The sequence below is a fragment of the Acidaminococcus massiliensis genome, from assembly GCF_900095825.1.
Taxonomy (GTDB): Bacteria; Bacillota; Negativicutes; order Acidaminococcales; family Acidaminococcaceae; genus Acidaminococcus; species Acidaminococcus massiliensis.
On sequence record NZ_LT608315.1, the window covers coordinates 2007024 to 2026106 of the forward strand.

Below are 19083 nucleotides of genomic sequence, written 5' to 3' on the forward strand. Positions count from 1 at the left end.
TATCCATTCAGTTGTTGTTGTAAGATTTTTATCAATGAAGATGCTTTTCAAGTCTATAAATATAACGCTTATCCAGACTATAAAATACGACAGAAAATAGATGCTTACCTTAAATAAAAAATTCATTATTTATTGTCCCATTTTTTAGCACTTGAAACTTCCATTGCATTTTCAGTAAAAGGATCTAGCATTCCTTTTCTACATAGTAGCTTAATTAGCTTTGTACAATCATCATCGTTTTCAACCAAAAATTTATCATCTGATAATTTTATGTTAAATCTTTGTGCAATTTTTTTCCGTTTTTCCAAATTCTTGAGATTTTCAAGAGTTTCCTCATCAAATGACAAAAACCGTCTAGGATTATGGCCTTTCCTAGCACTTTCATGAAATAAATTAATATCCTTTATAATATTTGTCTCTTTAATTTTTTTGATACAATTCTCACAAGTTTTATGAAAGGACCTTTCTAAGCTAAAAAATTTTTCTCCATTTAAGTTTAAAAAATAAAGTATATTATCATAAATTAAAATATCAAAGCTTATTGGTAAACTTACTACTTTATTTTTAATTGGTTCAAAGGTTGTTTCTTTGCCAATTTGGATATTCCTAGTATTAATTTTATACTTATGTTTAAGTATAGTATATGGTTTTCTATAAGTTAACAATTTAACTAAATGACATTCATTATCATTATTCTGATTTATCAATTCACCTTGAACTATTAAAGCATCTCCATTAAATATAATATCTTCATTTTCATGATCCGAAGATACAGTAGCATTTATTAGTTTCTCATATTCTTCTTGTATTAATGGACTTTTAATATCAAGAAAATAAATTGCATCTTCATTTTTATCACCTAAATAAGGTTCAACAGAAAGATACTCTTTTTTCCTATAGTTCTCCTTAATATCATTTAAATAATCTGTAATATGTTCAGTACTATCTAACATGATTTGTTCAGAAGCATAGTCTTTCCCCCTTCGTTTTGAACTATTAACTTTTATTGCTAAAATTAAAACATTCTCCAATTGTGATAATCTTGATATTAAATTTTCAATTTGTTTAACATCAAATACCATAGTTTACTCCATCAAATTGAACAAGTAATGTGATTACATCATTAGTTATTATATCACATAGTCTAGTTTTAAACCTCCTATAGATTATAAATGTATGTGTCAACAAGTTCTCGGTGAAACCTTCATTGCCGTATAGTTATTCAGAAATAGGGTCAAAAATTTTTTATCGTTGCTTCGAGGTCGACGACGTAGGGATTCGTCCCAGGCAAACCCGTCCCGGCCTCCCAAAGGGGAAAAGTCCTCCTATACCCGTACTGACTTGCACCTCACCCTTCCGCTGGGAGGGCAGACCCGTTCGTCCCTGGCGGGAGGCTCACAGCCTATCGCCTTGCCCTGACGGTCAAAGGCTGCGGCTACGGACCAGGAAGCCAAATGATCTCGCCCGCGTGCTCCACCCGTGGAACGACCACTGTCGATGTTATCCCGCCGACTCCTCCTGGGCCTGCCCTCCCAGCTCCCGGGGTATTGACGTATACTCGTACAAAAACCATTGCCAGGCCGCCTCTATAGCTCCAGCGCCGTCCCTGTTTCTTCATCCGATAGGTATACGTCCGATGGTTGCTTTCACAAGTCCCCAGCCCTTTCCGACAGTCTTCCAGTCCCTCCCTCAGCGGCAAAGGAGTCAGGCATTCCCAGTTACGTTCCAAATAAGCCCACAGTTTCCTGACGTTCTCTTCCTCTTCGGCAGTGCTGGCTTCTCCTTCCAGCATGTCCAGGCAGCAGTGGACACCCTCCAGGTCGTGTTGCCAGACCTTGTGATGGAGACAGTCAACCATACCTCGCTTCCTGACCCACCCAAGCCGCTGACGGATTTTCTCGTTTACATGGTACCGGTCCCGGAAATGCTCGTGACGCTGGCTGCCTTCTGCCAGTTTATCGAACACATCCTTCGTATACCCACTGCCCCCGTCACTGTTGCTCAAGACGGTGCATCGAGACAGGTCGTAATGGTTATCCAGATAGGCCTCCAAAAGTTCCAGGACATGCTTCCGGTCGAAACCGGCAAAAACGTGAAACCCTGTCAGGATCCGCCTCTTGCCAATCTGCTTCACTCCAGTCGCCACCTGGAACCGGTGTACCTCCACGCTGCCCTTTGCCTGCCCTTTCATCAGGACACCATCTCCCTCGATGAACAGGTATTTTGGTTTATTCAATGGTTCATCACCGCAGAAGGCCGGGTTGGCTTGGGATTCCTCGTACTGGGCGTACTTGTCTCCCACCGTCCTGACTATCCTGCCTACTGTCTGATGGCTGATATCCAGCGGAGTCAGGGTATTCACTGCCTCAGCTGCAGCCCGATAGACGCTGCCGGCTGCCACTTTGGTTACTGAGTACAGGAGCAACGGAGAATACCGTTGATAAGGTGACAGACCCAGGATATTATCCAAAGGATAGAATGGCTTTCCGCCTTCGCGCCGGACCAGACGGCGGGAAAATGTGACCGTCCCGAACATGCAAAGCACAGTACGCTGGTCGATCCGCAGTACTTCCTGTTTTCCCGCATACTGCCTGGCCATCTCAGCATCGTAAATCTCCAGAGCCCGGGCGAAGGCCTGGGACTGGAGCTCGATTCCCCGCCGCCAGACCTCCTTCTCCAGTGCCAACCCGTTGGAACACCCCTTTATTAAGTTGATGGATTCTGATACAATGAAATCCATGGAAGACCTTCTCTCCTATCTGTAGTGGTGTGGTAACTAATACTATAGGATGAAGGTCTTCCTTTTTGCAAGTTAATAAGGGATTATTCATTTCACCGAGAACTATTTTACACTAAGATTATAAATTGATTGAATAGTTGGCTAATATACTGATAGTTTATCAAGCAAGAAACTACTAGCTTAATAGATTCTAGGGGGAATTACCCCAGTCTTCTCCCCATCCCTCGTATTTTCTCCTTCTCCTCCGGGCTCATGGCTGTAAAATACACCATCACCCCATAAAGTACCGTATACCCCAGAATTTTAAGAAGAAAGAGAAGTTTTCCGGTACCGGGAATTACATGATCCACACCATACCCCACAACTAGACACAACCCCACACTCAGACTGACCCGTCCAATCTGTTTCCAGAATTGAGGAATATCCAGGCCGATGTATTTCTTATAGAAATAATTCATCACCACACCATTCCCCATAAGCATGGAAAATCCGGTGGCAACGGCACACCCGATGCCGCCGTACTTCATCCCCAGAGGGATTGCCAGTACAAGGTTCAACACACCAGTAAGGAAATAGATCTTTGCTCTGAAGTCATACCGGTTCATAGCCTGGAGGATGGCCAGGCCGATGTTCTGGATCAGGTCGATGGTAAAAGGCAAGATGATCAAAATGGTGATCCAATAAGAATCTTCAAATCCGCTTCCAGCCCACAACTGGATAAACTGCCGGCCGAAAATAATGAAGCCGGTGGCTACCAACGCCAGAAGATAATACTGCCACCGACCGATCTGGATAAACAAAGCCGATAGTTCTTCCATGGGCTTTCTCTGTGCTACCATCTCCGTAATATGGGGCAGATAGACCCCGGAAATGGCTGTGGACAGAGCCATGTAGTTCATGTAAATCAGGGAAGCAATGGAATAAACCGCCACAGCCCCTGTCCCCTGGACAATCCCTAGGATAATCTGGTTGGTCTTCCAGAATACCTGATCAATCAATGTTACCACAAAAACACTTAACGCCAACTTCTTGAAATCACGGAACAGCTCCTGGTTCCAGTAATGGAACTGAATGGTAATGTGCAGCCGAGCAAAGCTGTAATAAATCCGTGCCAGGATCAGCCCCACATTCAGCACCGTCTGGGCCACCGCTACTGCCATAGCCGTAGGATACTTCTGGAGAATCAAAATCACCAGCGCCGGCTGCAGAATCAGCTGTACCGTTTCCAGGCCTTTCAGGAACAGAAACTTTTCATGGGCATTGATCACCGACCGGAACACCATGGTGGAAAGGCTCACTGCAATGTTGAACAGCAACAAAAGGAACATATGCCGGGCTTCCAGCAGTTCCCCTGCAGTCATACTGGCCCCGAAGATGCTGTCCAGGTTCCAGTAGCAGATACCTCCAACCAAAAGAGAAAGTCCCGTGGCCCCTCCATACCCATACAGAGAAATGGCCAGGATGTTCTCCATCCCCACCCTGTCCTTCAAAGTCTTGTATTTGGTATAAAACCGGGTAACCGCAGCCGTCAGACCAAAATCCATGATGCTGAAATAAGCAATCAGGGACCCGATCAGTTGATACAAGCCGTATTCCGATTTTCCAATATAGTGCAGGAGAATAGGGACGTAGAGGAAGCCTACAATGGCATGGAAAGCGATATTCAGATAGCTGAGTAAGATTCCTATTTTACGTTCGTTCATGATTTTCCTTTTTATATGGGGATAAAATCAATGCATAGCCAAGTCCCATGAGAATCCAGTAAGAACAAGTAATATTCAACGTATCTCCCAATCCAGAAGCCATAATCCCTGCCAAAGAAATAAAGAAAAAGATACATCGTTCTTTCTCTTGTTGTTCCTTCGCTAATTTAATTCGTTTTAACAGCATCATTATCAAATAAAAAGAAGGGAATAAATAAACTGCTAGGCCAAGAATCCCAGTTTCTGCAAACCGTGAAGAATATTCACCTAATGCTGGAAACCCTGATTTCATGATTCCCTTTTCTTTTTGGTTTTTCATCCAATATTGTACTTCAGAGTTTGCTTTCCCTTCTTCTGATAAATAATCGGGTATATATGCATTCCTTAAAGACTTTCCAACGCCCAATAGCGGATATGCTTTTCCTATGGCAATATTCGCTTCAAGGATAGAGAACCGAGCCCCATTGCTTCTCTTACTTCTTGCTGCTAAAGAGCCCAAATTATCTTCCAAGTATGAAACCATCTCCAAGTTACCTTTATTGCTATATCCCATGGATTTGCCTTTAGGACTTCCAGGCATAAAACTTAACGAAAGCGTTGCAATAATAAAAGTTATAATAGAACATATAACAATAAGGATTGTCTGCTTAAAAAACGTTTTTTTTCTATTCCATATGGAAAACAGAATCAAAAGAATCTGCTCGCCTACTAAAAGAACATTTGCCGTTCTTGCCTTTGTTAAAAAGAGCCCATATGTAAATATAAAGATAAGAAAGATAAATCCAATTTTGCTTTTTGCATTTTTACTTTGTATTAATTTATACCATAGAAATGGCATAGCAAATGCTGAATAAATACCATAATAAGAAGGCTCTGCAAAAAGTGATCTCAACTGTCCCTTCCATAAGAGTGGAGGCCACCATGTTCCATTGGACTTTATATCGTGAACAATTGGGTTTAATATGAGTAAGACATTCTCTGCAATATCGCTTCCACATAAATAAAAAAAATCAATTATACCATAGCCGCAGACAAGTACTGTAGCCGCAAAAACTGCTTTCGTTAAAATTGAATACCCTTCCTGTCCTTTATTTTTATACCAAGAAAAAATCAGATAAGGTAATGTAAAATACCAAAATATCTCTAGAATTAAACCTTTAATAGGACGGACAATCATCCAAATCTTTAATAATGATTTAGCTTCTATTATTATCCCAAGTTTATTTAAGTAATTGTGCAACATTGGTAATTTTTCGACCTGATTTACCGGTCCAGATAGAATAGCTTCATAGTAAGGATAAACTGCTAATCCATGTAAAAAAGAAACTATTAGTATTGTCATATAAACAAAAATATAGAGAAAAAGCACTTTTTCTTCCATATGAATTAGAATTTTTTTCCCTTTATATAACGTATAGACGGAATAAAGTACCCCTACTAAAATAGGGTAAAAACTCAAGTCCTTTCCCAAGAAAGCACCAATAAAATTGGCTTGCAACAGATGTGGTACATTGGGAAAAATAACAAAAAAAACTATAACAAAGAACAATTTATTTCGTAATACTATGGGCATGGTATCCTCTTTCTTTTAATTCACTTATCATTTTTCTCCAAGTCTATCAAAGCACAATTAAAAATACATGTTTACTTTTTATAAATTTACTCTATGTTTTTATCAAGGAATTGTAATATTACTCTACTTGTAACAGTTATTTATTTTTAATGAATAATTTTAACGTATGATATCCTTGCCGGAGATTTTTTACAATTGATTGAGGAAAGAAACAGATAGTCAATTTTAATTTTAAAAACAAACAAAGCTGATTTTCTCTATAAAAACACCATATCTTTTGTCGAATCTTATTTTGTAATTTTTTTGTAATTTTTTTATTTCGATAATCATTACTATGAATTCCTAAAAAGTAATCCTTCAGTAATCTGGGGACGTACTCATTACAAAGCAACAATTGTCTCGTTCTCTTATCTGTTGTAGACATAACCTGCTCGAGTACTTTTAAGTCATCGACTTTTTTATAAATTGGATAGCTGTGCACAGCACTATCTATTCTCTTATAATAGTGATACTTCGGCAAGTATTGATAAATATAAATTCCTTCATTTACCTGTGTAAATTGAAAACGAAACAGCAAATCTTCCCCAAAAACAATATTAGAATCGAACTTTACCTTTTTACACGCATTTGCTTCATAAAATGAAGCAACAGGTTCCCATCCAAAATGGATTCCCTTCACCATTTCAAAAAATGCATCTGATGCATAGAAGTGCAAAAAAGGCGATGGTGAAAATTTACAAAATATATGCCCCTCTCCATCGTCTTTTACATAATTATTTATTAAAAGTATTGGATGTTCTTTTTTTAAAACCCATACTGCTTTTTCAAAGTAATCCTCATCCAACCAATCATCACCATCTACAAAACAGATATATTCACCTGAGGCCTGTTCAATTCCCAAATTTCTAGCACTGCTGACGCCTCCATTTTCTTTATGAAATACCCGAATACGTTTATCTCTGAGCGCTAAGGCATCACAAATCCGATTACTTCCATCCGTGCTTCCATCATCCACAAGTAGAATTTCTATTTTTTTGTATGTCTGCGATCTAATAGATTCCACACATCTCCGTAGGTAGTATTCTACATTATATACTGGAACAATCACACTTATCAGCATATTAATACCCTTTCACTGCTTAATCCCACGTACATAGACTAAATAATATATCATAAGTTTAACATTTTCCCTTCCCTCACACTAAAGGCATATGAAACTAATTTCTTCATAATTTTATGCATAATCTAATATTAAATCTTACCTTAAATTGCAAGTAGTGCGTCTTAAATTTTAAAAGGATAAATATAGTTCAACTTGACACGTTCTCTTAAAAGCCACAAACTTCTTTGAACTTTTTTATAAATTTCACCGCTAAAAATCAAAGAAAAGAGGCATAATATCTTAATAATTTTATTACTAGGCTCTGTTCTACCCATAAGTGCATGTTTTAAATCGTATTTCATATGAAAGTTATAACTAATTGTAGACATTGCAGTGTTCATATCATCAATCGTATTAACATACGCGGTTTGTGCCATTACCGCATAATAATATCTTATAACTTGGGTATTCGCACAGTTCCAAGGTTTTAAATATCCAGAAAAGTGTAATATGCCTTTTTTATCCAATTCATTTGGATGAATATCGGAAGCAATTAGGTCAATCTGATAGTTATACATATTATCCATCAAGACTATTTTACCTTTAAATAATATGTTTAATATATCTTGATCAGCAAAAGGAAGAAATGGCATCACATTTAAAATTTCTAATCCCTTATCTACTAAATTCATTTCCTTGCGGATAAGAACACAGTTAAATACCATGACTCCAGCATTAAAATATATGTCTTTGTTAACTCCTAATTTTTTATATAATTTAGTATTAATGTAATCTCTTCTAGTCTTATATACGTCTAAAACAACACCCGCATAGCTATCATTCAAATCATATTGTAACATTCTCGAAATATCACATTGGATAAGAGTATCTGCATCTAAATAAATTACACGATCTATATTTTCACATACTTCAGGAATAAACAGCCGGAATAAAGTCCCTATAGTTATATTTTTAATAGAATCAAGAGTCTGAAAATATGTTGGAAGTTCTATTCTATGATATATTATTTTAGCCCCGTAGCATTCCACTGTTTGATTAATTTTATCAATATTTTCATCAGAAATTGAATCATCACAAAGAATATGGATAATAATAGTTTCTTGTGTATGGAGCAAAATTGAAGCTATTGCTGTTGCAACATATTTACTATACTGACCAGATTCGTCACTTAACCCAAATGCAACATGAATAGCTCTATTTTGACTGTTGTTCATAGCCTTTAGCCTTTCTTAAATATTCAATACATCTCATCGACAGCATTACAAATAATATGTCCTACCAAGATATGACATTCCTGAATTCTGGCAGTGACAGTGGAAGGAATTTTCAATGTCACATCTGCCATTCGTTCAGATTGACTGGATTTATTTCCAGTAAATGCTATTGTCTTCATGTCCTTTGCCTTTGCTTCTTCAAAAGCAGCAATTACGTTTTTACTATTCCCAGAAGTAGAAATCCCAATTAATACATCGCCTGGATTACCTAAAGCCTCAACCTGTCTGCTGAACACTTTATCAAAGCCATAATCATTTCCCACAGCAGTAAGAATAGACGTATCTGTTGTCAAAGCTATTGCCGGCAAACTTTTCCGTTCCTTAAGAAAACGGCCTACAAATTCTGCAGCAATGTGTTGACTATCAGCTGCACTTCCGCCATTACCACACAACATAATCTTATGTCCGGAACTAATGGCCTCTTTGCAAACCATGGCGATCTCTTCAATACAAGGAATACATTGATCAAGAAGAGCTTTTACAACTTGCTGATGTTCGTTAATCTGTTCGGTTATCATATTTTTCTCTCCGTCCATCTTTTAACTTTTTTAGAATTTCATTATACACCATTTGCGCCGGAATCTCATTTAGACATTTGCGGTCCGGACAAGTATAATATATGTCATGGTCAAAACAAAATTGACAATCCAACTTTGGATTGCACAAAACAAATGTGGCTTTCTTCGAGAATGCTCCATGAGTTTTTGGATTTGTAGGTCCAAAAATAGAGACTGTCGGCACTTCTAAAGCATCGGCAATATGTTGCATTCCCGTGTCAACACCAACCGCCAGTTGGCAAAGACTCAACAAATAGATTGACTCTCCAATATTCGTTTGATTTACAAAATTAAATATATTATTGCGTCCTAGCAAATCTACATAGTCCCCTATCAGACTTTCTTCGAGCTTACCTCCTAATAAAAATATGTCATATTCCTGATTTCTGGATAAAAGATCTACTAACGTATGCATATATTCTTTTTTCCAGTTCCTGGTAAACACATAATTACCCTTATAATAATTTTTATCAGCCCCGCCAATACTAACAGCGATTTTTATATGCTTTGATTTTTTGAGATCCTGGAATTTTACCCCATCTTCCGTCTTTGGATACAATAGAGGCTGCTGATTTTTAAGGTTAGGACAAAAATTGCTAACAATGTTTAGATTACGATGCACGAAATGAAGACTATCATCTAAGTCAAGGAAATTCAAGCCATCATATTGCTCACCAAAGCATCGCTTAACCCCCAAAAGTTTAAAAAGACCCATGCCCTTTTTTGGGGGAGTCATTGTAGCCAAGACACCAATATCAAAGTGTTTGAAAAACAACTTAACTAAGGTTTCCACTGTATACCCTATACTTCGGTTTTTCAAGCTGAAATAAAAATAATCGTCAATAGAAATATGACTATGTTCAAATATTTCCTGATTTGCCCGCCCATTCACAAGCAATGCAATATAAGCATCCGGATAATTTTCCCGAATGGCAGAAAGAGCTGGAAGCATACAAACACAGTCTCCGAGACCGTGTTTCATTTCGACCAATATCTTTAATCTTTTCACTTTTTCTCCAGTTTTGTAGTATAATCCAATTTCTTGTTTATCACTTTGTTTGTATAATATTTTTCTATACTCTTAATCTCAGTAAAAATATCATAACCATTTTGCGCTAACAAATCAGATTGCTTTTCTCTTTTATAAAATACAGATGATAGCATTAATTCATAAGTCCATTTTTCCCTTTTCAATGGTAAAAATTTTACTGACCCTGAAACATTTAATTCTCTAGGGACCGAATTTGATACAATACATGGCAATCCCGAAGCCTGCGCTTCAATCCCTACGATTCCTAATCCTTCAAATCGAGAAGGCAGTACAAAACAGTCCATTGCCTGCAGCAACTCTGGAACATCTTTACGAACGCCCAGAAAACAAACTGAGTCTTCCAGATGAAATTGCTTTACCATTTTCCTTGCTTCCGTATAATATTCGTCTCCATTCATATGGCCGCCAATAAGAAGTAGACAGGAATCCGGTTGCTTTTTATGGACTTCCGCAAATACCTGGATTAAAAAACTGTGATTCTTTTGATAGGAAAAACGCCCTATATGACCAATGCAAAATGTTTTCTCGCCAATCCTCAACTCTTTTCTAACTGCATTACGGATTACAGGATTAAAACGATATTTCTCCAAATTGATAGCATTTTTTGCCAGATGATATTTTCCTCCATGAAGAACAGAAGCAGGATACATCCATTCTCCAGCAAGCTGGGAACAGGCAAGGAAATCCGTCCCCAAAACCGGCATCAGCATCTTGCCAACATAATGGATGCATTTTTTCATGCCTCTGACCAGTTTTCTTTTATCATCGATTTCTGTACTGTGGGAATGCACAATAATCCGTTTAAAGCCAGCCCATTTAGCAGCCAGCAAAGGAAGAAAATTGGCATAAGAAATGTTAAAATGAACGGCTCCATATTCAGACTGTTTACAGATCTGCTTCAAAGCCTTCATGTATGCAAAAAAATGAGAAGGTTTGGGCACAACATAGAATCGTGCACCCATCTTCTCGAATTCTTTCTGAAAATCCAGCTGTGTTTCATAAGTGAGAAAATCAAACTGTACCTTGGATTTATCAATATATCGGTAGTTCTGGCAAATATATCCAGTCAGCCCACCTTTGTCGTTACTGACCGTAGCCTGTAATATACGAATTGGAGATGCCATAAAATTTATACTCACCTACTGAAAATGGAAATCACTTGGTTATGTAAGTCTATAAGTATTATTGTAGAATAAGCCAGGAGAAAAGGCAACCAAAAAAGAAAAATCACAATAAATGAACTGTAACAGAAGCCCTTGTATCAGTTTCTTCAAAGAAAATCCTTATTGCACTTGGATTATACAATCTCCACGTATGAATTGTTCAGTCGTCATCAATACCATTTCTCACTTTTCTATAAAACGCAGCAATATCTTTATCTTCCAATATATAGGAGACTTGATGGTTTGCTTCCCCAATACGGATAATCCTTTTTTTCTCATCTGGTGACCAATTTTGAATTCGATTCATTTTCTCAATAATTTTATGAGTTTGGGCAAATGAACCGCTTTCCTCCAGCATATTAAGCAAATTTATCTTATATTGCTGTTCGTCTGGCTGGCTGGCAAATTCCTGATTCATCTCAGCTTCACATTGGTAATGGATTGTTTCAAGGATTTCATTTTCCTTCGTCCTTTTGATGATATTCTGGACCAATTGTTCCAAAGGTTGATTTTTGCTATAATCTGCTGGCGCAAAATAACGTATTCTGTTTTCTCTCAGCATTTTATAGACTTTGCTTTTATCCTTTGTATCGCTATTGTACACACCAATGGAATAGCCTCCATAGGAATTGACCAGCTTCATGCAGGGAATATCTGTATCGCTGTCCCCGATGTAGATGATATTCCTAAAAGGAATCTTGATTTTATCTGGAGGATAAAAATCGTTGACTGCTGCGTCATTCACGTCAAGGACACCCTTTTCGATTCTAAAAAGAAACTGTGTCTTATTGGTATAGTTAACCACTTGTGCCGGCCAGACCGCTATCCCATCCTGATCATAATAAAAAGAACTAGCATAAATCTTTTTAAATTGGTCAGCGATTTTGCTTCCTTCAATCATTTCTTTCAATCCGGATGAGATAATATAATGTTCAACTTCGACCTCTTGTTCAATACCAAAAGTATTAATTCGGTCAAACCAGGAATCAACTCCAGGAAAGAGGCTCAACTTTGAGCCATATTCCATGATTTTCTCTTTATTGAATACCATCGCTCCGCGGGATTTCTTGGTCATCATGTACATATAAGCTAAATTCTGATCCATATCATTATCCGCAGCCAGGCCATTTGATTCTTGCCAAAAATCTTTTACATCGTAACCGAGTGATTGGATGAATCCCTGTGCCTGCATATCATCAGGAGACAGCGTTTTATCGAAGTCATAGCAGATGGCAATTACGGGCTTTTTATAACCTTCATCCATATCAATCACCCCTTTACGATTTCTTCCATTATAGCAGAGTTAACATAAATCTACAAAAAATATACGGAGAAACTATTATACAGAATATGAGCCCCTGGTTTTGCATTTTTTCCTCCGTATCGCATTAGATTGGCTGATTCCCGCCGTCCTGCTCTTCCCTCTGCACTGAAATTATTCCCTCTGGGCGGCCGGCCGGAAAGGGCTCTCCTTCGGCGATTCCCTACGCCGTCGCTGTCGGGTGGACGAGAACAAAGGATGGCAATGAATCAGCAATCCCCAGGACTGCGTTTCCAATCAAAAGCATCTGCCCGGGTAGATGATATCCGACTGCGTGAGACATTGAGCGTGAGACGCTTGAGGCCGTGCAGCAATCGATCCCTACGGATTCGCAATGGATTGACCGATATCTGCCTGTACTAATTTAGTCGCATATACTCCTATACAAGCTTTTAACTGTTTCCATCACTTCTTCCCATGGTAAACATCCTATATAGGAATTTTTCTCAAGATATAGTTCCCACTGTTCCTTCATATCTTTATTTGCGCTGATTCTTTTCAGAATCTCTTCTCCCTTATCTTTGTCCACAAGGGACTTTCGTTTCATAGCCGTTGCCTGATAGGCTTCCTCTAATATTTTCTTATGAATTTGATTCCCATAGGTCGTTGATAGTTGGCAGATATCATAAAAATCTCTCATTCGAGTATTCGCAATGTCTCTGGCAAGAATCGTTTCCAACTTTTCTGCTAATACGCTTTCCAGATTGTAACTCATGATATTGATGTTTCTTTTTTCAAACATCAACGGATATTGATAAGAAACAGCAGCCGGAGTTATGATGTCTCCCGTTGAGATATCGATTTTTACTGACTGTCGGAGCTTATCCATATAGGCATTCAACATAAAACGCAACCCAGGATATTCGTGTTCTTCCATAATCTCTCTGGCACTTTGCAAAGAAAATTCAACTTGATCCGGCAACCTTATTCCGGCGATTTCTTCTATCATTTCTTTGGCCTTTTGTAGTGTCAGAGGATAATTTCTAATAGTAGCATCAATGTCCATTGTCGCTCGCATATTTAGCCCAATCATAGAAGCAACTAACATTCCACCTTTTAAGATAAATTTATCTTGATAAGGTGAAACAGAACATCTTTCTAAAAACCGTTCCATCATATAGTTGCGAATCAGTGTTTGTGCCTTCCAACTATCTCCCTTGGACAAGTTTCTAATTTTATCTTTTAGTTGACCAGAAGATTGGATCATAGCAAAACCTCCGTATAATGCCGGATTTTCTGTTCCATATTTAGTTTCGATGCATACTTCATCAATTGATGAATGTTTTTTGAAGGACTATGAAAATATTCTTTCAACGCTGTTTGGAAGTCTTGGATATCAAAGTCATTTTTATGCTGGATCAGATCACAGATGGAACGATCCATATCATAAACATTCACGTAATGACAAAAAGGCGTTTCCATAGAAATCATACCCAAAGATAGCAGTTGGGGATCCGTATAGTAGGTTTTAATCTTTTTTTTATGTAAAGATAAAGTATTATATCCTTTTTTAACGGTAACGGTAATTATGCTGGGTTCCCGGTCTAAAAGCCCATGAAAATAAAGTGCAGTAGCCCCAGAAAAGACAGTTTCCTGATATTGACTCTGCAATACAAACCAGATATCATCCCAAGCCTCTTCTGTCTTATAGATGCCGGAAGCAATCTTCTGCATAGATTTTTTTTTAATGAATGATGCGATAGTTGGCCGAGAAATACCCAGTGAAACTGCTTCCCGCACAAGCAGATACCCACTGGTTTCTTCTGTTAATTGATAAAGGATATTTTGCTTGTCCACAGTTTTTCCTTTCTATACGCGCTTATATTTTAAAATTTATGAGCATGAATGTTAAATATATTATAATATATTTTTGAACCGGTTTCCACCATCCCTGCTTTGCACTGAATTTCTTCCCTTAAGGTGGCCGGGAAGGGCGAGCCTGCAGTTTTTTTATGTTCAAGAGCATCTACCCCCGGCAGATGGTATCCTTTGGCATGAGACGTGAGACGTTGGGCGTGAGACTTGAAAAGTGGCTTGCCACTTTTCAACGCCCTTTTCTCCCCAAAAACTTCCGTGCCAGGAACTCCCGGATTTTCTTAGGCCAGTCCACCCGTTCCAGGAAGATTACCGGAACTTCCACTTCTTTCAGGTGCTGTTTTTCCAGCCATACGTTGAAGAGGCGTTCGGAGAGGAAGCCATAGATCCGTGCTTCGTAAGGACTGTAGCTGCTGATATCGATGCGGCTTTCCAGCGTAAAAAGGATGTCGAACAGCCAGCTGCAGTATTGATCGAACAGAGTCTTTTTCATGGCGAACATGTTCAGGATGTGGAGCTTCCGCCGATTCATGACGGTGGTGAAGGCCTGGCTGTATTCTGGGTATTTTTCGGCGATGATTTTTTCCACTTCATCCAGATCTTTTTTGTAATGGGCGTGTTCGTACTGGCTTCGGACTGTTTCGATGTAGTAGTTCCGCTTCACGGGCAGAATCACATCGTACTGGCCAAGGAGTCTGTCGTAGTCGGCCTGGGTGAAGATGGCTTTCTTTTTGTCTTCCAGGTTATTGGACCGGACCCGGTGGCCAAAATACCGCCGATAATGGCACAGGCCGATGCAGTCACAGTCCAGATTCTTCCAGGCCCAATACAGCCCGGTGAGTTCACAGTAGTTGGGATTTTTGGAAGAGATGTTATCTCCCGTATTGTCCCCTGCAAACCCCAGCGAAGCCTTCCCCTCCGCCCCAACCTGGAGAGGGAAGTAAACAGGGTCCGATGGGATCCAGTAGGGTTTGTGGATGGCGATGAGGATTTTGGTGTCCATGACGGCTATTGTCCTTTCATTTTAATTTTTATTTAAAGTCGACAGTTACACACGCATCTTTTGTCGGTGCAAGCGCCTCACGCTTAATGTCTCACGTCTCACGCCGATGGAGGCAAACCACATTTGCCGGTTTGCTCCTGAATCAATAAAGAATGAATTTTTTATTGCTCCCTCTAGTGAAGCTCCCGGCATCTACAATTTTTTATTTAACCAAATGCTTTAAAAGCATTTGGCCTCCTTCGGCATGAGACGTTTAGCATGAGACGTGAGGCTAAAATGCGTTTCTCGCATTTTACTTTGCTTTAATTGACATAATCAGTTTAGTCAGTCTCCTGTTAACTTCATCACAGAGTTCACAGGCTTTTTCAAAGTTCTCCTGATTAATGTAGTTTCGTTTTTTACAAATCAGAAGTTGGGTATCTAGTTCGCAGACGGATCCTCTGGCAATTAACAAAAAGTGAATAAAATCTTTATCACTTCCCCTAGCCCTACCTTCTGCGATATTGCTGGGTATAGAAACTGCTGCTCGCTGCATTTGGCTTACCAGATTAAATATTTCTTTTTGAGGAAATTTATCCGTTATATCATAAATCAAATCAACAAGCCGAATGGAACGCTGCCATACAATAAGTTTTTGGTGCGTATAGTACATGTCTAATCTGCATCCTTTCTATGAATATTGCCTATATATTTTTCAATCAAATGCCTAAAGCATTTGATTTCCATCAGCGTGAGACGTTAAGCGTAAGACGTGAGACTGAAAAAGCAGCTAGATGCTTTTTCACTGCTGTCTCCTAGTGACTGCCCCGGGCGTGAGACTGAAGAGCGGTTTACAGCTTTTCCCTATCCGCCACTTCCAAGGCACGGGCGATCACCGCATCCATATCATAATACTTGTATTCTCCCAAACGGCCTCCAAAGATGACGTTGTTTTCCTGATCGGCCAGGGCTTTGTATTCTTGATACCGGGCGCTGTTTTTGGCATCGTTCACCGGGTAGTAGGGTTCGTCCCCTACTTTCCATTCAGAGCTGTATTCCCGGCTGATGACGGTCTTGGGCAGGTCATCGCCTGCATCATCTTTGCCGAACTGGAACCATTTGTGTTCGATGATCCGGGTCCAAGGTGTCTCCCGGTCAGTGTAGTTCATGGCAGCCACGCCTTGGTAATTGGGTTTGTCCAGGAGTTCCGTTTCAAACCGGACGCTGCGGTATTCCAGGGGCCCCAATTTGTAGCCAAAATAGGCATCGATGGGCCCGGTATAGACGACTTTCTCGGCCAGGGCATCTAGTTCTGCCTGATTGGCCAGATAATCTGTGTTCAGCCGCACTTCGATGCCGTCCAGCAGATTGGCCACCAGCTTGGTATAGCCTCCCACAGGGATTCCCTGATACAGGGCGTTGAAGTAGTTATTGTCGAAAGTAAGGCGCACGGGAAGGCGTTTGATGATAAAAGCTGGCAGCTCGGTGCAGGGGCGCCCCCACTGTTTTTCCGTATATCCCTTGATGAGTTTTTCATAGATATCCGTCCCCACTAGGGAAATGGCCTGTTCTTCCAAATTCCGGGGATTGGAGATACAGGCCGCTTTTTTCTGTTCTTCGATTTTGGCTGCCGCTTCTTCCGGTGTCACTACCCCCCACATTTTGTTGAAAGTGTACATATTGAAGGGCAGGGAAAACAGTTCTCCATGGTAATTGGCCACCGGGGAATTGGTGAAACGGTTGAAGGCAGTGAACTGGTTCACATAGTCCCATACAGTCTGGTTGTTGGTATGGAAGATGTGGGCGCCGTACTGGTGCACATGGATGCCTTCTACCGTTTTGGTATAAATGTTCCCGGCGATGTGATCCCGTTTATCGATGACCAGGACTTTTTTTCCAGCAGCTTTGGCTTTTTGGGCAAAAACGGCACCGTACAGACCGGCACCAACGATCAAGTAATTGTATTGAGTCATGGTTTTAAGCTCCTTTTCGATTGCCGGCTGCGCCGGTCTTGGTAACGCCTCTCGTCTCACGCTTAATGTCTCTCGCCTTAAGACCGATCCTTCGGGCCTTTCAGATGTCAGACGTCAGCTTGTTGGCTATAAGCAAATCGGTCCTTCATCTAAACCCGTACAAAACTGGCATCTGACGTCTCAAGGCCCCGTTAAGGGGCTGTGTCTGACTTCTTCCTAACCGCCGCCCCTCAGTACGCCCCTTTATGCTGGAGGACCACTCCGATGGTCCTCCATAGCAGCATGATATCCAGCCAGACGCCCCAGTTGCGGACGTACCAGGAATCCATCTGGACCCGTTCGTCGTAGGTGGTGTCGCTGCGGCCATTCACCTGCCACATGCCGGTGATGCCAGGATGGACCATGTAGAAATCTTTGATATACGGGCCGTATTTGGGGATTTCGGCGGTGACAATGGGCCGAGGCCCCACTAGGCTCATCTGGCCGATGAGCACATTGAACAGCTGGGGCAGTTCGTCCAGGCTGGTCTTCCGCAGCACCCGCCCCACTCGGGTCACCCGGGGATCATCTTTCAGCTTGAATTCTGCTTCCCACTCTTTCTGGGCTTCCGGATTTTCCGCCAGATATTCTTTCAGCTTCTTGTCCGCATCCACGCACATGGTCCGGAACTTCAGACAGGGAAATAGTTTTCCATCCTTGCCGATCCGCTGATGGGCAAAAATGATGGGCCCCCGGGAATCTAGTTTAATTAGGAGTGCCAGCAGCAGAAAGATAGGGCTCAAGACGATGACACCGATAGTGGTCAGCACCAGGTCGAACACCCGCTTGATGAACCGGTTGTAAGGCCGAGCCAGGTTGTTCTTCAGGCTCATGAACATCAGCCGTTCGTTGAACAGGGATTCCACTTCGATGCCGTTCACCGGCAGACCGATCAGATCGGGTACAAAGGCCAGGTTCCGCACATGGGGCTGGATGGTATGGATCAGCCGGTTCAATTTTTCCGGGGAAAGGCCGGGGGCTGCGATGCAGACATCTTGGACCTGGGTCTTTTCGATCACGTCCACTGCCTGGGCAAAGGTCCCCAGATAGGGCAGATTCCCCACGTTTTCTTCCTGAGGCCCGGCATCATCCACATAGCCTATGATATTGAAGTTCAAGCCCACATCGTCCCGGATACCCTGGAGCACAAGATTGGCTGTTTTTCCAGCTCCCACCAGAAGGACGGGTACACTCCCCACCCCGGCCCAGTTCAGGATATGGGCGATGATATACCGGGAAAGGGTCACCAAGACAAGGGCAAAGATCCATAACAGGCCCACAAAGAGCCGGGAAGTGCTGGCGGAAATGTGGGACAGATAGACAAAGACCACTATGGCGCCGATGGCATAGGTACAGCCCCGGCAGATGCATTCCATGAGCTTCCAATAGCCCATGTGTTTCGTATAGATACCTCCCTGCCGGAAAAACAACAGAAAAAGCAGAGGGAATGCCACCCACAGGTTGAGCCAGGGCATGTGGAAATGGGCATTCCCGGTTAGAGCTCCCCGCAGATGGTACGCAAAGAATTCCGCAAGCAGGATCATCAGCCAGTCCGTAATGGTATAGATGGTGGGCAGAAAATAGTTCAGATGATGATGGATAAAGGAATCGGGATGGTTTTCCGAAAAGGCAGTATGAGACATAAATGCGCTCCTTTTACACAGCAAATTGCGTATTTTATATATAATTTTTATTTTACCATATAAATAGAGGAAGATGAAGAAAAAAGGGGGAATTGGTAGGTGTCAACAAGTTCTCGGTGAAATCTT

General features: G+C 40.9%; 17 protein-coding genes. All 17 read right to left on the bottom strand.

All coding sequences use genetic code 11. The features are described from left to right. Positions 1–125: 125 nt before the first annotated feature. Positions 126–1082, bottom strand: coding sequence for a Kiwa anti-phage protein KwaB-like domain-containing protein (locus tag BQ2657_RS09695; protein ID WP_075580421.1), 957 nt, complete (start codon positions 1080–1082; stop codon positions 126–128). Positions 1083–1435: 353 nt separating this feature from the next. Continuing rightward, positions 1436–2740, bottom strand: coding sequence for an ISLre2 family transposase (locus BQ2657_RS09700; RefSeq protein ID WP_075580422.1), 1305 nt, complete (start codon positions 2738–2740; stop codon positions 1436–1438). Between the two features lie 200 nt (positions 2741–2940). Continuing rightward, a complete protein-coding gene (locus tag BQ2657_RS09705) occupies positions 2941–4443 on the bottom strand; it encodes an oligosaccharide flippase family protein (RefSeq protein WP_075580423.1) in 1503 nt (500 codons plus the stop codon). Then, positions 4430–6016: an O-antigen ligase family protein gene (locus BQ2657_RS09710; protein ID WP_075580424.1), complete on the bottom strand. Its 1587-nt coding sequence runs from the start codon at positions 6014–6016 to the stop codon at positions 4430–4432. The genes BQ2657_RS09705 and BQ2657_RS09710 overlap by 14 nt, the downstream gene beginning before the upstream one ends. Positions 6017–6152: 136 nt before the next feature. Beyond that, on the bottom strand, positions 6153–7136 hold the full coding sequence (locus BQ2657_RS09715) for a glycosyltransferase family 2 protein (RefSeq protein ID WP_075580425.1): 984 nt from the start codon (positions 7134–7136) through the stop codon (positions 6153–6155). A gap of 164 nt (positions 7137–7300) precedes the next feature. Then, on the bottom strand, positions 7301–8353 hold the full coding sequence (locus BQ2657_RS09720) for a glycosyltransferase family 8 protein (protein ID WP_075580426.1): 1053 nt from the start codon (positions 8351–8353) through the stop codon (positions 7301–7303). Positions 8354–8376: 23 nt separating this feature from the next. Beyond that, on the bottom strand, positions 8377–8931 hold the full coding sequence (gene gmhA / locus BQ2657_RS09725; protein WP_143224871.1) for a D-sedoheptulose 7-phosphate isomerase: 555 nt from the start codon (positions 8929–8931) through the stop codon (positions 8377–8379). After that, positions 8912–9979: a glycosyltransferase family 9 protein gene (locus BQ2657_RS09730; RefSeq protein WP_075580428.1), complete on the bottom strand. Its 1068-nt coding sequence runs from the start codon at positions 9977–9979 to the stop codon at positions 8912–8914. The genes gmhA and BQ2657_RS09730 overlap by 20 nt, the downstream gene beginning before the upstream one ends. Further along, entirely contained in the window at positions 9976–11145 is a 1170-nt protein-coding gene (locus BQ2657_RS09735) for a glycosyltransferase (RefSeq protein WP_075580429.1), read from the bottom strand. Before BQ2657_RS09735 ends, BQ2657_RS09730 begins: the two co-directional genes overlap by 4 nt. Positions 11146–11344: 199 nt before the next feature. After that, positions 11345–12448, bottom strand: a complete 1104-nt coding sequence (locus BQ2657_RS09740; protein WP_075580430.1) for an HAD family hydrolase — start codon at positions 12446–12448, stop codon at positions 11345–11347. Positions 12449–12869: 421 nt separating this feature from the next. Next, positions 12870–13712 (bottom strand): nucleotidyl transferase AbiEii/AbiGii toxin family protein, encoded by an 843-nt coding sequence (locus BQ2657_RS09745; RefSeq protein ID WP_075580431.1) that lies wholly within the window; start codon positions 13710–13712, stop codon positions 12870–12872. Then, entirely contained in the window at positions 13709–14302 is a 594-nt protein-coding gene (locus tag BQ2657_RS09750) for a type IV toxin-antitoxin system AbiEi family antitoxin domain-containing protein (protein ID WP_075580432.1), read from the bottom strand. The genes BQ2657_RS09745 and BQ2657_RS09750 overlap by 4 nt, the downstream gene beginning before the upstream one ends. A 29-nt stretch (positions 14303–14331) precedes the next feature. After that, positions 14332–14553, bottom strand: a complete 222-nt coding sequence (locus BQ2657_RS09755) for a hypothetical protein (RefSeq protein ID WP_075580433.1) — start codon at positions 14551–14553, stop codon at positions 14332–14334. Further along, the gene (locus tag BQ2657_RS09760) at positions 14550–15323 is read right to left on the bottom strand and encodes a DUF4422 domain-containing protein (RefSeq protein WP_075580434.1); all 774 of its coding nucleotides are present in this window, start codon (positions 15321–15323) and stop codon (positions 14550–14552) included. Before BQ2657_RS09760 ends, BQ2657_RS09755 begins: the two co-directional genes overlap by 4 nt. A gap of 292 nt (positions 15324–15615) precedes the next feature. Beyond that, positions 15616–15975 carry a four helix bundle protein gene (locus tag BQ2657_RS09765; protein ID WP_075580435.1) on the bottom strand — a complete coding sequence of 120 codons (360 nt, stop codon included), beginning with the start codon at positions 15973–15975 and terminating at the stop codon, positions 15616–15618. A gap of 178 nt (positions 15976–16153) precedes the next feature. Further along, on the bottom strand, positions 16154–17275 hold the full coding sequence (gene glf / locus BQ2657_RS09770; protein ID WP_075580436.1) for a UDP-galactopyranose mutase: 1122 nt from the start codon (positions 17273–17275) through the stop codon (positions 16154–16156). 230 nt (positions 17276–17505) lie between these two features. After that, positions 17506–18957, bottom strand: a complete 1452-nt coding sequence (gene wbaP / locus BQ2657_RS09775) for an undecaprenyl-phosphate galactose phosphotransferase WbaP (RefSeq protein WP_075580437.1) — start codon at positions 18955–18957, stop codon at positions 17506–17508. Positions 18958–19083: the final 126 nt, after the last annotated feature.